15 protein-coding genes are annotated in these 13,713 nt (G+C 70.4%); 10 read left to right on the forward strand and 5 right to left on the reverse strand.

Going from position 1 to position 13,713, the window contains the following annotated elements; all coding sequences use genetic code 11:
• Positions 1-41: 41 nt before the first annotated feature.
• Complete coding sequence (locus OHB41_RS06580) at positions 42-401, reverse strand: ArsR/SmtB family transcription factor (protein ID WP_266696997.1); 360 nt, start codon at positions 399-401, stop codon at positions 42-44.
• Positions 402-563: 162 nt separating this feature from the next.
• On the opposite strand from OHB41_RS06580, the gene OHB41_RS06585 reads away from it, so the two are divergent.
• Positions 564-1,643: an NADH:flavin oxidoreductase/NADH oxidase gene (locus tag OHB41_RS06585; protein ID WP_266696998.1), complete on the forward strand. Its 1,080-nt coding sequence runs from the start codon at positions 564-566 to the stop codon at positions 1,641-1,643.
• Between the two features lie 49 nt (positions 1,644-1,692).
• Here the strand turns inward: OHB41_RS06585 and OHB41_RS06590 are convergent, their stop codons facing one another.
• Positions 1,693-2,706 carry an alpha/beta hydrolase gene (locus OHB41_RS06590; RefSeq protein WP_266696999.1) on the reverse strand — a complete coding sequence of 338 codons (1,014 nt, stop codon included), beginning with the start codon at positions 2,704-2,706 and terminating at the stop codon, positions 1,693-1,695.
• A gap of 301 nt (positions 2,707-3,007) precedes the next feature.
• Between OHB41_RS06590 and OHB41_RS06595 the strand changes: the two genes are divergently transcribed.
• Positions 3,008-3,481 (forward strand): carboxymuconolactone decarboxylase family protein, encoded by a 474-nt coding sequence (locus OHB41_RS06595; protein WP_266697000.1) that lies wholly within the window; start codon positions 3,008-3,010, stop codon positions 3,479-3,481.
• Between the two features lie 212 nt (positions 3,482-3,693).
• Positions 3,694-4,458: an SDR family NAD(P)-dependent oxidoreductase gene (locus tag OHB41_RS06600; protein WP_266697001.1), complete on the forward strand. Its 765-nt coding sequence runs from the start codon at positions 3,694-3,696 to the stop codon at positions 4,456-4,458.
• A gap of 244 nt (positions 4,459-4,702) precedes the next feature.
• Here the strand turns inward: OHB41_RS06600 and OHB41_RS06605 are convergent, their stop codons facing one another.
• On the reverse strand, positions 4,703-5,428 hold the full coding sequence (locus tag OHB41_RS06605; RefSeq protein WP_266697002.1) for an SDR family NAD(P)-dependent oxidoreductase: 726 nt from the start codon (positions 5,426-5,428) through the stop codon (positions 4,703-4,705).
• Positions 5,429-5,598: 170 nt separating this feature from the next.
• Here OHB41_RS06605 and OHB41_RS06610 point away from each other — a divergent pair, with 170 nt between their 5' ends.
• Both OHB41_RS06610 and OHB41_RS06615 read left to right on the forward strand, forming a co-directional pair.
• The gene (locus OHB41_RS06610; protein WP_266697003.1) at positions 5,599-6,222 is read left to right on the forward strand and encodes a TetR/AcrR family transcriptional regulator; all 624 of its coding nucleotides are present in this window, start codon (positions 5,599-5,601) and stop codon (positions 6,220-6,222) included.
• A 110-nt stretch (positions 6,223-6,332) separates the two neighbouring features.
• The gene (locus OHB41_RS06615) at positions 6,333-6,821 is read left to right on the forward strand and encodes a cupin domain-containing protein (RefSeq protein WP_266697004.1); all 489 of its coding nucleotides are present in this window, start codon (positions 6,333-6,335) and stop codon (positions 6,819-6,821) included.
• A gap of 34 nt (positions 6,822-6,855) precedes the next feature.
• Here the strand turns inward: OHB41_RS06615 and OHB41_RS06620 are convergent, their stop codons facing one another.
• Positions 6,856-7,233 carry a cupin domain-containing protein gene (locus tag OHB41_RS06620; RefSeq protein WP_266705706.1) on the reverse strand — a complete coding sequence of 126 codons (378 nt, stop codon included), beginning with the start codon at positions 7,231-7,233 and terminating at the stop codon, positions 6,856-6,858.
• Between the two features lie 239 nt (positions 7,234-7,472).
• Between OHB41_RS06620 and OHB41_RS06625 the strand changes: the two genes are divergently transcribed.
• From OHB41_RS06625 to OHB41_RS06645, 5 genes are all read left to right on the forward strand, one after another.
• Positions 7,473-8,369, forward strand: coding sequence for an RNA polymerase sigma-70 factor (locus OHB41_RS06625; RefSeq protein WP_266697005.1), 897 nt, complete (start codon positions 7,473-7,475; stop codon positions 8,367-8,369).
• 263 nt (positions 8,370-8,632) lie between these two features.
• Positions 8,633-9,130, forward strand: a complete 498-nt coding sequence (locus OHB41_RS06630; RefSeq protein WP_266697006.1) for an Ohr family peroxiredoxin — start codon at positions 8,633-8,635, stop codon at positions 9,128-9,130.
• A gap of 207 nt (positions 9,131-9,337) precedes the next feature.
• Positions 9,338-11,038: an L-aspartate oxidase gene (locus OHB41_RS06635; RefSeq protein WP_266705708.1), complete on the forward strand. Its 1,701-nt coding sequence runs from the start codon at positions 9,338-9,340 to the stop codon at positions 11,036-11,038.
• Positions 11,035-11,205, forward strand: coding sequence for a hypothetical protein (locus OHB41_RS06640; RefSeq protein WP_266697007.1), 171 nt, complete (start codon positions 11,035-11,037; stop codon positions 11,203-11,205). Before OHB41_RS06635 ends, OHB41_RS06640 begins: the two co-directional genes overlap by 4 nt.
• 141 nt (positions 11,206-11,346) lie before the next feature.
• A complete protein-coding gene (locus OHB41_RS06645; RefSeq protein WP_266697008.1) occupies positions 11,347-11,943 on the forward strand; it encodes a YceI family protein in 597 nt (198 codons plus the stop codon).
• Here the strand turns inward: OHB41_RS06645 and qcrB are convergent.
• Positions 11,931-13,556, reverse strand: a complete 1,626-nt coding sequence (qcrB, locus tag OHB41_RS06650; RefSeq protein WP_266697009.1) for a cytochrome bc1 complex cytochrome b subunit — start codon at positions 13,554-13,556, stop codon at positions 11,931-11,933. The two genes, OHB41_RS06645 and qcrB, sit on opposite strands and share 13 nt — an antisense overlap.
• Positions 13,557-13,713 lie beyond the last annotated feature (157 nt).

The following is a 13,713-nucleotide window of genomic DNA, read 5'->3' on the forward strand; positions in this document are numbered from 1 at the left end:
CTCCCGGGGCACCCGCGGTCACCGCCCGGGCAGAAGGGACCTCAGCGGTCGGCCCGCTCCGACTCCTGGCGGGCCGCCGCGGCGAGGATGCAGCCGATGAGTCCCGGGAACAGCGTGTCGAGGTCGTCCGCGCGCAGCCCGTTCATCTTGGCCGTGCCGCGGTAGACCTGCCGGATCACCCCGCTCTCACGGAGCACCCGGAAGTGGTGCGTGGTGGTGGACTTGGTGACCGGCAGGTCGAAGTGCGAACAGGACAGCTCGTCGCCGTCGGCGGCGAGCTCCCGCACGATCCGCAGCCGCATCGGATCGGACAGCGCGTGCAGCACGCCCTCCAGGCGGATCTCCGCACACGCGGGGTGCGCGAGATCCCGGCTGCTGCCGGCGGGGGCGGCGGTCGTCACGGCGGCTCCAGTCCTCGGGGCGGGCCCTCGTCCGGCGTCGTCTCCGGCCGGCTGGGCTCCACCGGTTCCCATTGTACGAGACCTGTCGTAGTTTGACACTTCCCGTACTACGATGTTTATCGTAATAGCCGCAGCCCGGTCCCGCGACGAATGGAGTCCTCCGTGAGCGCGCTCTTCGAGCCCATCACCCTGCGCGGCCTGACCATCCCCAACCGGGTGTGGATGCCCCCGATGTGCCAGTACTCGGCCGCGCCGGAAGGACCTGCGACGGGCGCTCCGAACGACTGGCACTTCGCGCACTACGCCGCCCGCGCCACCGGCGGCACGGGCCTGATCGTCGTCGAGGCCACCGCCGTCTCCCCCGAGGGCCGGATCAGCCCGTACGACCTCGGCATCTGGAACGACACCCAGGTGGAGGCGTTCCGTCGCATCACGGGCTTCCTGCGCGGCCAGGGCACCGTGCCCGGGATCCAGCTCGCGCACGCCGGGCGCAAGGCGTCGACCGACCGCCCCTGGACGGGCGGCGCACCGGTCGGCGAGGACGCGTACGGATGGCAGCCGCTGGCCCCGAGCGCGCTGGCCTTCGACGAGCGCCATCCGGTACCGGCCGAACTCACCGTGGACCGGATACGGGAGATCGTCGGCCAGTTCGCGGACGCGGCCCGGCGCGCCCTGGACGCCGGATTCGAGATCGTGGAGATCCACGGCGCCCACGGCTACCTCGTCAACGAGTTCCTCTCCCCGCACTCCAACCGGCGCACCGACGAGTACGGCGGCTCCTACGAGAACCGCATCCGCTTCGCCCTCGAAGTCGTCGACGCCGTCCGCGAGGTCTGGCCCGAGGACAAGCCGCTCTTCTTCCGCGTCTCCGCCACCGACTGGCTGGACGAGGGCGGCTGGAGCGCCGACGACACCGTCCGCCTGGCCGCCCGGCTCCGGGAGCACGGCGTGGACCTGCTGGACGTCTCGACGGGCGGCAACGCCTCGGGCGTACACATCCCGGTCGGGCCCGGTTACCAGGTCCCCTTCGCCGCACGGGTGAAGGCGGAGACCGGGCTGCCCGTCGCCGCCGTCGGCCTGATCACCGACGCCGAGCAGGCCGAGAAGATCATCGCCAACGACGAGGCCGACGCGGTGCTGCTGGGCCGCGAACTGCTGCGCAACCCGTCGTTCGCCCGCCTCGCGGGACGTGAGCTCGGCTCGGACGTGCACGTACCCGAGCAGTACCACCGCTCCGTCTAGATCGTGCGCGTGTCCGGCCCTCCACGGGGTGAGCGGCCTCCCGGTCCGGTCAGTTCCCCAGCAGCCGGCGCAGCCACCGCAGGCGGGCCGCCTTGGTGTCCTGGGACAGGGCGGCGCGCGGCGCCAGCTGGTCGTACCCGTGGAAGCCGCCCGGCCAGACGTGCAGTTCGGCACGGCCGCCCGCCTGCCACATCCGCGTCGCGTACGCGACGGCCTCGTCGCGGAAGGTCTCGGCCGAACCGACGTCGATGAAGGCCGGGGGCAGTCCGGTGAGGTCCTCGGCGCGCGCCGGGGCGGCGTAGGGGGAGACGTCCGGGCCGCCGCGCGCGTCGCCGAGCAGCGCCGTCCAACCGGTGTCGTTCGCCGTGCGGTCCCACATGCCCACCCCGGCCATCTGGTGGCTGGACGGGGTGTCGTTGCGGTCGTCGAGCATCGGGCAGAGCAGTACCTGCCCCAGCAGCGCCGGGCCGCCGCGGTCCCGGGCGAGCAGGGCGAGGGCCGCGGTCAGGCCACCACCGGCACTGCCGCCGGCGACGATGATCCGGCCCGCGTCGAAACCCAGTTCCGTGGCGTGCCCGGCCGTCCACACCAGTCCCGCGTAGCAGTCCTCGACGGGCGCCGGGTGCGGGTTCTCGGGAGCGAGGCGGTACTCCACGGACACCACCGCCGTGCCCAGTTCCCGCGCCCAGTCGAGCATCTCCACGACCCCGGTGCGGCGGTCGCCGACCACCATCCCGCCACCGTGCGTGTGGTAGATGACCGGCACCGGAGCATCGGTCCCCGTGGGCCGGCAGACGAGCAGCGAGACGTCCGGGGCGCCCTGCGGCCCGGGAACCGTGCGGTCCTCGACCTCGAAGGCACCGTCCCCGGTCAGGTCCGACTCCGCTTCCTCGAACGCCGCCATGCTCTCGCGCAGGGCCGGGATCATCTCGGGGTGCAGGGCGGGCGGCATCTCGTCGGCGACGACTTCGAGGGCGGCGGCGAGTTCCGGGTCGAACGGCGGGGGCGGCCCCACCCGGAAGCGCTCGTTCCCGGCGGAGGGTGCGGAAGGTACGGCGGTCATCGGCTCTCCCTGCGTCACGGTCACGCCCCTGTGACCACTGTCGTCATGGTGCTCCCGGCCGGCGGTACGACGGGAGCGACATACGGCGGGGAACTCCCGCCGCACGGTGGGGCTGCTCCACGGACACGGCGGCGGTGCCCGCGCCTCCGGGCGTTCGTGGTTCGCGGTGCCGGAGAACAGTGATGCGCGACCCACCGGGGTGGCACGAGATCCAGGTCACCCCGGCCCCTGTCACACATCGCCCCGCCACCCCGGTCATAGGTGTGTACCCACAACCGTCGTCGATCGTCAGGAGATCACCGTGGAATCGCGTCTCAACTACTTCGGCCACCCCCTCGCCGGCAAGGTGCTGAAGCACATCAACACGGCCGGCAAGGCGGTTTCGGACACGACGCTGCCGCTCACGGTCCAGGAACTCGTGAAGATCCGCGCGAGCCAGATCAACGGCTGTGGCTTCTGCACCGACATGCACACCAAGGACGCCGCCGCGGCGGGTGAGACCGCGCAGCGGCTCCACCTGGTCGCGGCCTGGCGTGAGGCCACGGTCTTCACCGACGCCGAACGCGCCGCACTGGAACTGGCCGAGCAGGGCACCCGCATCGCCGACGCCGCCGGCGGTGTGACCGACGAGGCGTGGGCCGCCGCGGCCAAGCACTACGACGAGGAACAGCTCGTCGCCCTGATCTCCCTCATCGCCATCATCAACGCCTACAACCGCATCAACGTCATCAACCAGCAGCCCGCCGGGAGCTACCAGCCCGGCCAGTTCGGCTGATCGACGCCCGCACGCCGGGCACGACCGGTCCGTCTCCACGTCGCCCCGACCCACGACGAGGAGACGGACCACCGGCGTTGAGCGGTTGCCCGGCCGGGGGGTCTTCACCACGACGACAACGTCCGGTGCGCGAACCGGTCTTCTCACTCGACGGCACACGCGCCCGCGGACGCCTGCTTCTCTGTCCCACGCACATCGAAAAGGGGAAACCCATGCCCAGCTCAGCCACCCCCCGCTTCACCGACCGAGTCGCCATCGTCACGGGGGCGGGGTCGGGCATCGGCCGCGCCACCGCGATCGCCCTCGCCGAGTCGGGGGCACACGTCCTCGGTGTGGGACGCCGGAAGGACGCCCTGGAGGAGACGGCTCGCGCCCACTCCCGCATCGCGGTCCTGCCGCTCGACATCCGCGAGGAGAACGCCGCGGACACGGTGGTCGCCACCGCGGTGGAGCGATGGGGCCGGATCGACGTGCTGGTGAACAACGCCGGCGCCACGGCCGTGATGCCTCTCGCGGAGAGCGACCGGTCGGTCATCACCAGCCTGTTCGACCTCAACGTGACAGCGCCGAGCATGCTCGCCCACGCCGCCCTGCCCCACCTGCGCGACTCCTCGGGTTCCATCGTCAACGTCTCCAGCACCTACGGGCACCGCCCCCTGGCCGGCGGAGCCCACTACGCCGCCACCAAGAGCGCCCTGGAGCAACTGACGAGGAGCTGGGCCCTCGAGCTCGCGTCCGACGGGGTACGGGTCAACGCGATCGCCCCCGGACCCACCAGGACGGACGTCCTGGTCGCGGCGGGCCTCTCCCAGGACACCATCGACGAGCTGCGCGCCCACGAACGCGACCGCATCCCGACCGGCCGTCTCGGCGACGCGGAGGACGTCGCGGACTGGATCCTGCGCGTCGCCGATCCCCTGAGCACGCACCTGACCGGTCAAGTGCTCACCATCGACGGGGGACTTGAGCTCGTCTGACCGGCGGCGCGACCACCACGGGCGGCACACCGCCTCCTGGCCCGGCGAAGTCCGCCCGGCCCGTCTCCCCGGCTCGTCTCCCCGGCTCGTCTCCCCGGCTCGTCTCCCCGGCCCGGCGCGGGCCGGACCCCGCCCGGTCCGTCGCCCGTGACCGGAGCGGGGCCGCGCCGATCACCCGGCACCGGACCACCGGGCGAGCTGCGCGGTCCGACGCCGGGCCCGAGGGGCGGGAGGGTGACCGGACTCAGCGGGTCTGGTCGGTCGGCCGGATCAGGATCTCGTTGACGGCGACGTGCTCCGGCTGGGAGAGCGCGTACAGAACGGCAGCGGCGATGTCCTCCGCCTGGAGCGTCCGCATGGACTCGGCCATGTTCTTCGCCATGGTCCGTATGGCCGGGTCGGTGATGTGCGTGGCCACGAAGCCGGGCTCCACGACGACGACCCGCACGCCCTGCTCGGTGACCTCCTGGCGCAACGCCTCGGAGAAGGCGGTGATGCCGAACTTGGTGGCCGAGTACACCCCGCTCGCGGCCGATGAAGCCCGCCCCGACGTCGAGGAGATCTGCACCACCGCCCCCTTGCTGCGGAGCAGGTGCGGCAGGGCGGAGTGGACGGCGTACATCGATCCGAGCAGGTTGGTCTCCACCATGCGCGTCCACTCCGTGGTGTCCGCGCCCAGGATCTGCCCGCTGAGCATCACGCCCGCGTTGTTCACCAGCACGTCGAGGGCTCCGAAGCGCTCGACGGTCGCCTCGACCGCGTCGCGCACCGACTGCGGGTCGGTGACGTCGAGTTCGAGGGCCAGCATCTCGCCGGGGGCGTCCGCCGCGAGGAACCGCACCCGGTCGGCCCGCCGGGCGCCCGCCGCGACCCGGGCTCCCGCCTTCGACAGGGCGATCGCGATGGCCCGTCCGATGCCCGATGACGCACCGGTGACGAGGACGACTCTGCCTTCCAGGGTGTTGCTCACAGGGTTCTCCAAGAAGTTCGTGGTTCGCAGTACCGGACCCGCCGAGGACCCTCAGGCCGGCCGGGAAGAGGCGGCCCAGAAGATGACCGCCCGGTCATGTTTGAACCGTAGCAGCTAAAATGACCCTGCGGTCATGTTGGTGGTAGTCTTCTCGTCGTGAGGAGGCACACATGACCGGGACGACGGCCGCCACCGGCCAGCGGGCGGACATGGTGCGCAATCGACGCCTGCTGCTGGAGGCCGCGACGGCGGCGTTCGCGGAGCGCGGGGTCGAGGTGTCGATCGGCGAGATCGCCCAACGCGCCGGCCTCGCCAAGGGCACCGTGTTCCGGCACTTCGCCTCCAAGGAGGAACTGCTCGCGGCGATCACGCTCCAGATGCTCGACCAGCTCATCCGCGCGGCGAAGCGGCTGCTGGCAGCCGACGACGCGGCAGCGGCGCTACGGGAATTCATGACCGACGGGGTCGAACTGCTCGCCGCCGACCGCGCGTTCTGCGAAGTGATCGGACGTCCCTCGCTCCAGCATTCCGGCGTGCGGGACACGATCGGCGATCTCTGCGAGGCGGCCGAGGCACTCACCGCCCGGGCGCGCGAGCAGGGCGCCGTCCGCGGCGACGTCACGGGAACGGACGTGGTGCTGCTCCTCGGCGGCATCCACCAGACCGCGGCGCCCCTGCTGGCCACGCAGCCACAGGCGTGGCGCCGCTACCTCGAACTGGCTCTCGACGGCCTGCGGGCCACCGACGCCGGCCCCCTGCCACAGCCACCGCCCGGACGCCCGCGCCTCACCTGACCCGCGGCGCCCGGTCCTGATCCGGAGCCGGGAACGTGTCACATACACCGGTGGTGTCCGGTCTCTCCTGTGGGACGTAGCGCAACCAACGTGGGAAAGGGATGGTCGGCATGTCGTACCCGAAGCAGGTGTACATGGGAGATGACGGCGAGATCAACGCGGACTTCCGATCGGCGAAGACTCCACCGAACGTCGGCACGGCCGGCGGTGACGCCATCCACTACCTGGCGACCACGGCCACCACGCACGGCGAATTCGGACTGTACCGAGTCGAGATGCGCCCGCACGCGGGTGGACCCAGGACCCACTTCCACAAGACCATCTCGGAGTCCTTCTTCATCCTCAACGGCACGGTTCGTCTCTTCGACGGCGCGCGGTGGACCGACGCCCGGCAGGGCGACTTCCTCCATGTGCCGCAGGGCGGACTGCACGCGTTCCGCAACGACTCCGACTCACCGGCCGACATGCTCCTGCTCTTCACCCCGGGAGCACCGCGCGAGGAGTACTTCGAGAAACTCTCGCAGCTCGCGGACGCCACGGACGAGGAGCGCGCCGAGTTCCTCGTCGAGCACGACTCGTACTTCGTGGAACAGCCGTAGGAGCCGTCCCCGGCCCTCGCCGCCCCGCCGCGGATCAGCCCCCGGGGCGCGGTGCGCGCAGGTGAGCCCGCCGCGCCAGTTCCTCCTCGTCGACCAGCGTGAGCATCGGCATGCCCGGCGCGCAGAGCATGGTCACGACGAAACGGCACGGCGCGTCCGTGCGGGCGTTTCCGTCCTGGTAATGGATGACGTCTCCGCCCGGCTCCCAGAACGTCTCGCCGGCCTTGACGACCCGCTCCGGTTCGCCTTCGAGCTCGAAGCGCACCTCGCCCTCGATCGCGTAGCCGAAGGCCGGTCCCGAGTGGCGGTGCGGAGGGGTACCGGGGTCACCGGGCGGCCACTGGACGAGGATCGTCATCCCCGAGGCGCCCTCGGGGATGTGGGGCGGTTCGACGTCCTGCAGGACCGTCACCGCCGTCTTCCACGCCTCGGAACGCGGGCTGTCCGGCGTCTCGCCCGACGAGTCGTTGTTCGACACTCCGACCCCCTCCGTGCTGGTCCGCGGTGACGGTGACCGTCGCTGATCAAGCGTGCACGGGTCCGATGGGGAGCACAACACGAGGCGTAGGCGGCAGGGCAGGACGCGTGGCTCCACCACGCGCCCCGCGGTGCCGGCCGGTAAAATGGGGGACCCGAACCTGAAGGAGATCCATGTCCGCCGGGGATGACGCAGACTCCCTCGACCGGGCGACGAGGGATTTCGTCGCGGCCCGTCCCCAGCTCTTCGGGATCGCGTACCGCGTGCTCGGCAGCGCCGTGGAGGCCGAGGACATCGTGCAGGAGGCCTGGCTGCGGTGGCAGAGCACCGACCGCACCGACATCCGCGAGCCGGCGGCCTTCCTGGCCACGGTCACCGCCCGCCTGGCCATCAACCTCGCGCAGTCCGCCAGGGTACGGCGTGAGACGTACATCGGGCCCTGGCTGCCGGAACCGGTAGACACCAGCCTCGACCCCCAACTGGGCGCGGAACGGGCCGAGGCACTCGACCTGGCCGTCCTCTTCCTCCTGGAGAAACTGAACCCGGTGGAACGGGCCGCCTACGTCCTGCGGGAAGCCTTCGCCTACCCGTACGGACAGATCGCCGACATCCTCGAGACCAGCGAGGCCAACACGCGACAACTGGTCAGCCGCGCCCGCAAACACCTCTCCGCGGAACGCAAGGAGCCCGTCAGTCCCGACGCCCACCGCAGGCTGCTGGAGGTCTTCCTCGTCGCGGCACAGACCGGCAGCCTCTCGGCGCTCGAGGAAGTACTCAGCGCCGACGTGGTCAGCTACGCCGACGGCGGAGGCATCCGCGGGGCCTCCAAGATCCCGGTCGTCGGCCGCCCCCACGTCAGCAAATACCTCGTCGCCTTCGCCCCGCGGTTCTGGCCCGGGACGGACATCCGCTGGGTCGAGAGCAACGGCAGCCCGGCCGTCCTCGTCTCCTCCCACGGAAACCCCGTCGTCCTGCTCTCCGTGGACGCCTCGGAACACGGCATCGAACGCATCATGTGGGTCATGAACCCCGACAAACTCGGCCCCTACGCGGCTTCGTTGAGCGCCTGAAGACGTTCTGTCACAAGCCTCCCCACGGGTGTCACAAGCGGGGTGGGCTCTCGGTCAACCCACTGGCGGAGACCTGGGGCTTGCCCATGACACAAAGGCGCGGGACACATGGCACTTGGCGCATCCGGCTCGTCGGGCTCCGCCCGGGGCCGGACCTCTCGCACGGGCCCTCGGCACGAGGTGACCCCGGCGTGCACCCGCCCTCCCGCGACGGTGCCGACTCCACGTCCGGCGGCGTACGACGACGTCCACGGAGCCATGCGGTGACCGACGGATTCCGGTTGCCCCCGCCGTCCGCCGCCGAGGAGTTCGACGGGGAGTCCTTCGCTCCCCTCTACACCACGACGGTGACCGCGAGTGGGGGGACAGCCCGTCACGGACGGGTCTCGGGAAGGGCCCGCTCGGCCGACGGGGTGCTGGACCTCGATCTCCGCATGCCCGCCGAGCTGGGAGGAGACGGCCGGGGAACGAACCCCGAGCAGTTGTTCGCCGCAGCCTTCGCCGTCTGCTTCCACGGCGCGCTCAGCCTGGTGGCACGCCACGCGGCGATCGACCCCGCCGCGATCTCCGTGGAGGCGACCGTCGCCCTCGGGCGGGACCCGGGGGACATCGGCTACCTGCTCCACGTCGACCTCGTGGTGAGGTGGCCCGGCGTCGACCCCGAGGCGGCCGCTCCGCTGCTCGCGAAGGCCGATTCCCTGTGTCCCTACACGAAGATGGCCTGGCGGGGGACGCCGACATCCATCACCTTCTCGTCATAGCCGGGACATCGGCCGCCTGTTCGGCACCACCGCCGGCCCCGGGTTCCTCATACGATGCGCGTCGCGTGTGGTGACCGTCTGCGCGCGACCCGCTGCAGGGCCCGGACGAATGAAGGTGTCACAAACTCCGGGACGGCCTGGTCGTAGTGATGACACCCCAGGCGATCGGAGCAAACCGTGGTCATCACCGAACGACGTCTCTCCACCATGGTGCTGGTGATCGGCACCGGAGGAGCCGGACTGCGAGCGGCCATCGAACTGGCCGAGGCCGGCGTCGACGTCCTCGCGGTCGGCAAGCGTCCGAAGGAGGACGCCCACACGGCACTCGCGGCCGGAGGGATCAACGCGGCGCTGTCCACGATGGATCCCGAGGACAGCTGGCAGCAGCACGCGGCGGACACCCTCAAGGAGAGCTATCTTCTCGCCGATCCTCGGACGACCCGGATCGTCACCCAGGGCGCCGCCCGGGGAATCGACGATCTGGAACGCTACGGCATGGCCTTCGCCAGGGAAGAGGACGGCCGGATCAGCCAACGCTTCTTCGGCGCCCACAAGTTCCGGCGGACCGCCTTCGCCGGCGACTACACCGGCCTGGAGATCCAGCGCACCCTCATCAGACGCGCCGACCAGCTCGGCATCCCCGTACTCGACGGCGTGTACATCACCCGGCTCCTGGTCCACGACGGCGCCGTCTTCGGCGCCTACGGCTTCGACCTCACCGACGGAACGCGCTACCTGATCCACGCCGACGCCGTCATTCTCGCCGCGGGCGGTCACACCCGCATCTGGCGTCGTACGTCGTCACGGCGCGACGAGAACACGGGCGACTCCTTCCGTCTGGCGGTGGAGGCAGGGGCCCGTCTGCGCGACCCCGAGCTGGTCCAGTTCCACCCGTCCGGGATCATCGAACCGGAGAACGCGGCCGGCACCCTGGTCAGCGAGGCCGCTCGGGGCGAGGGCGGAATACTGCGCAACGCGCTCGGAGAGCGGTTCATGTCCCGCTACGACCCCGTCCGTATGGAGCTGTCCACCCGCGACCGTGTCGCCCTGGCCTCCTACACGGAGATCAAGGAAGGGCGAGGGACACCCAGCGGAGGGGTGTGGCTCGACGTCTCCCATCTGCCCCGGCAGACGATCATGACGCGGCTCCCCCGCGTCTACCAGACCCTGCTGGATCTGCAGATGCTGGACATCACCCGTGAGCCGATCGAGATCGCGCCCACGGCGCACTACTCGATGGGCGGGGTGTGGGTGCGCCCCGAGGACCACAGCACCGACGTCCGCGGCCTGTACGCCATCGGCGAGGCGTCGAGCGGGCTGCACGGCGCCAACCGCCTGGGCGGCAACAGTCTCATCGAGCTGCTGGTCTTCGGCCGCATCACGGGGCAGGCGGCCGCCGCCTACTCGCGATCGCTCACCGCGCACACGCGGTCGGCGACTGCCACCGCGCACGCCCGCGCGGAGATCGACGACCTCCTCGCCGCCGACGGGCCGGAGAACGTCCGCGCCCTGCAGCGTGCCGTCCGCAACACCATGACCGAGCACGCGGGAGTCGTACGCGACGAAGAAGGCCTGCGGGCCGGGCTGGCGGAGCTCGCGGCGATCGAGGAGAGGATGGAGAAGGTCGGCGTCCACCCGGACATTGCCGGCTACCAGGACCTCGCGCACGCCTTCGACCTCATGTCCGCCGCCCTGGCGGCCCGTGCCACCCTCGAGGCGGCACTGGAGCGTCGCGAGACACGCGGCTGTCACAACCGCAGTGACTATCCCGACCTCGATCCCGCTCTGCAGGTCAATCTCGTGTGGTCGCCGACGACCGGCATCACCCACGAGAGCATTCCGGCCATCCCTGAAGAGATCTCCTCTCTGATGGAGGAGGTCTCGACCGAGGGAAAGCTCGCCGAATGACAGGTGAGGGCCTGGCCGGGGCACGGGAGGGCGCGTCGGTGGTGATCGACGTGTCCGTGTCCGACTCCCCCTTGGGCGCCCCCTTCGAGGAGACCACACTCGTGCCCGGGTCCGACGCGGAGAACGCCGGGACGCGCTTCGTCGAACGGCCCCCGCACCAGCGGTGATTCCAGTGGGCCCCTGTCGACAAGACAGGGGCCCCGCCCTTGCCGCGGCAGCCTCACCCCACGCAGGCACGGACCCTGTCTGAGCCCTCCTTTTCCGAATCGCCCCCCTACGAGATCCCCGCGCGGAAGAATCGGCACGACATGTTCCACCCCAAGGAAGCCACCGTTTTCCGTCCCGCTCCCCACGAGGAGCCGACCGGCGTCTACCTCATCGACCCGGTCCGCAGTGCGATCGGCTTCTCCGCCCGACGCGCCATGATCGCCGACGTACGCGGGCACTTCACCGCGTTCGAGGGGCTCCTCAAGCTCGACGGAGCCCGTCCCACCCGCTCCGAGGCCTACCTCAGTGTCCAGACGGGCAGCGTGGACACGGGGTCCCGGGAGCGCGACGCACACGTCACCGGACCGGAGTTCCTGGACGCCGAGACGTTTCCTCTCATGAGCTTCCGTTCCACCGGAGTCCTCGACGCCGGTGACGATCGGCTCCGGCTGGCGGGGTGCCTCCGGATCAAGGACGGCGAGCTCCCTGTCCATCTCGACCTCGAGTTCCGTGCGCCGAGCCGGGACGCGTACGGACGCGACCGAGTCGGCTGCGAAGGTACGGTCACCCCGCGGCGCTCCGCCCCTGGCCCCGACGGCAATCCCGCTCCGGGACCAGGGGGACTCCTGATCAGCGACAGGGTGCGGCTGATCCTCGACCTCTCCGCCGTACGGACACGGCCGTGTCAGCCTCTGTGATCACCGGTGAGCGCCTTGTACTCCTGCGCCGTCGGCTTGGTGATCTGCGCGCCCTCGCCGTAGAAACGCCGGCTGAGCCGGGCGCGCAGTCGCTGGGCCGGGCGCGATCCGGCAGCAGGCTCTTCCCCGTCGCCCGTTCCGCCGGGACCGATCGGCCGGTACTGCTCGTGCTGGGTGAGGACGTGCAGTCGTTCTTGGCTGAGCGGCTCGTGCACCTCGACGAACTCACCGTGCGGCAGACGCCTGATCGTGCCGGTCTCGCGTCCGTGCAGGACTTCGTCGCGGTCCGCGCGCTGGAGACCCAGCGCCCACCGTCGTGCTACGGCGTAGGCGGCGGGGGGCACGACGAACAGGGCGATGCGCACCGCCCACGTCACTGATTCGACCCCGACGTGCAGGCGAACGGCGATGATGTCGTTCGCGGCTCCGACGAGGGCCACCAGATAGAAGCTGATCCATGCCACGCCGAGGCCCGCTCGCACCGGGCGGTTGCGCGGCCTGTCGAGGACGTGCTGGTCACGATCGTCGCCCGTCACCCATGCCTCGAGGAACGGGTACGCGCCCATGGCGACGAAGAGTCCGGCTCCCACCAGCAGCGGGACCAGGTTGTCGAGAGCCAGTGTGTGGCCCCAGAAGTCGACTTCCCAGCCCGGCATGACGCGCAGGAGCCCGTCGGCCACACCCATGTACCAGTCGGGTTGGGACCCCGCCGAGACCTGGTCGGCGCGATGGGGGCCGTACTGCCAGACGGGGTTGATCTGCGCGAAGGCGGCGACGAGGAGTATGCCGCCGGCGACCAGGAAGAAGAATCCCGCGGACTTCACGGCACGCACCTTGAACGGAAGGCCCACGACGTTCCGGTTGTCGCGCCCCGCACCCGGATACTGGGTGTGCCTGTGGCGGAGGGCCAGGACCACATGCGCGACGACCAGCCCCACCATGAGGGCAGGGATGATCAGCACGTGAAGGGTGTTGAAACGCGCGACCAGGTCGTCGCCCGGGAACTCACCCCCGAAAAGGAACATCGAGAGATACGTTCCGACGATGGGCACGGAGAGAATGGTTCCGTTCACGACCGCGAGGCCGGTCCCGGACAGCAGATCGTCCGGAAGGTCGTACCCTGTCAGGCCCGCGAACATTCCCAGGACCAACAGCAGGAAACCGAAAACCCAGTTGAGCTCACGAGGCTTTCGGAACGCTCCGGTGAAGAACACCCGCAACATGTGGACCAGCATCGCGGCGACGAAGACCAGCGCCGCCCAGTGGTGGACCTGTCGGATGAGCAGGCCACCGCGTACGTCGAAGGAGATGTGCAGGGTCGAGTCGAACGCGTCCGACACCGTCTGCCCGCGCAGCGGGGCGTAACTGCCCTGATACGTCACCTCCTTCATCGACGGATGGAAGTACAGCGTGAGATACACGCCTGTGACGACGATGACGAGAAAGCTGTAGAGGCATATCTCGCCGAGCAGGAACGACCAGTGGTCCGGGAACGCTCTTCGCGCTCTCTCCCTGAGCCGACCGTGCACACCCAGGCGCCCGGAGGCCCAGTCGGCGATCCTTTCTCCTGCGGGACCTCGCCGCGCGGGCTTTTCCCGGCTCCCGTCGCTCATGCCTCTACCACCGTTCACACATCGTTCAGGAGAATCGCGTTCGCCCCGGCGCGCTTCCCGTCTCCCAGGCAGCCGAGGACCTCGGCGAAGAGGGTCGGAGAATCCGGCGCGACCGGGTGCGAGAACGGGTCTCGTCACCGCACTTCCGGGATCGGCG

This window comes from Streptomyces sp. NBC_01571 (assembly GCF_026339875.1).
Taxonomy (GTDB): domain Bacteria; phylum Actinomycetota; class Actinomycetes; order Streptomycetales; family Streptomycetaceae; genus Streptomyces.

Excerpts from the sequence above, each read along its gene's own strand:
- qcrB (WP_266697009.1), bottom strand. The coding sequence starts at position 13,556 with ATGAGCGACGGGAGCCGGGAAAAGCCCGCGCGGCGAGGTCCCGCAGGA.
- OHB41_RS06600 (WP_266697001.1), top strand. The coding sequence starts at position 3,694 with ATGCCCAGCTCAGCCACCCCCCGCTTCACCGACCGAGTCGCCATCGTC.
- OHB41_RS06635 (WP_266705708.1), top strand. The coding sequence starts at position 9,338 with ATGGTGCTGGTGATCGGCACCGGAGGAGCCGGACTGCGAGCGGCCATC.
- OHB41_RS06610 (WP_266697003.1), top strand. The coding sequence starts at position 5,599 with ATGACCGGGACGACGGCCGCCACCGGCCAGCGGGCGGACATGGTGCGC.
- OHB41_RS06640 (WP_266697007.1), top strand. The coding sequence starts at position 11,035 with ATGACAGGTGAGGGCCTGGCCGGGGCACGGGAGGGCGCGTCGGTGGTG.
- OHB41_RS06625 (WP_266697005.1), top strand. The coding sequence starts at position 7,473 with ATGTCCGCCGGGGATGACGCAGACTCCCTCGACCGGGCGACGAGGGAT.
- OHB41_RS06615 (WP_266697004.1), top strand. The coding sequence starts at position 6,333 with ATGTCGTACCCGAAGCAGGTGTACATGGGAGATGACGGCGAGATCAAC.
- OHB41_RS06590 (WP_266696999.1), bottom strand. The coding sequence starts at position 2,706 with ATGACCGCCGTACCTTCCGCACCCTCCGCCGGGAACGAGCGCTTCCGG.
- OHB41_RS06645 (WP_266697008.1), top strand. The coding sequence starts at position 11,347 with ATGTTCCACCCCAAGGAAGCCACCGTTTTCCGTCCCGCTCCCCACGAG.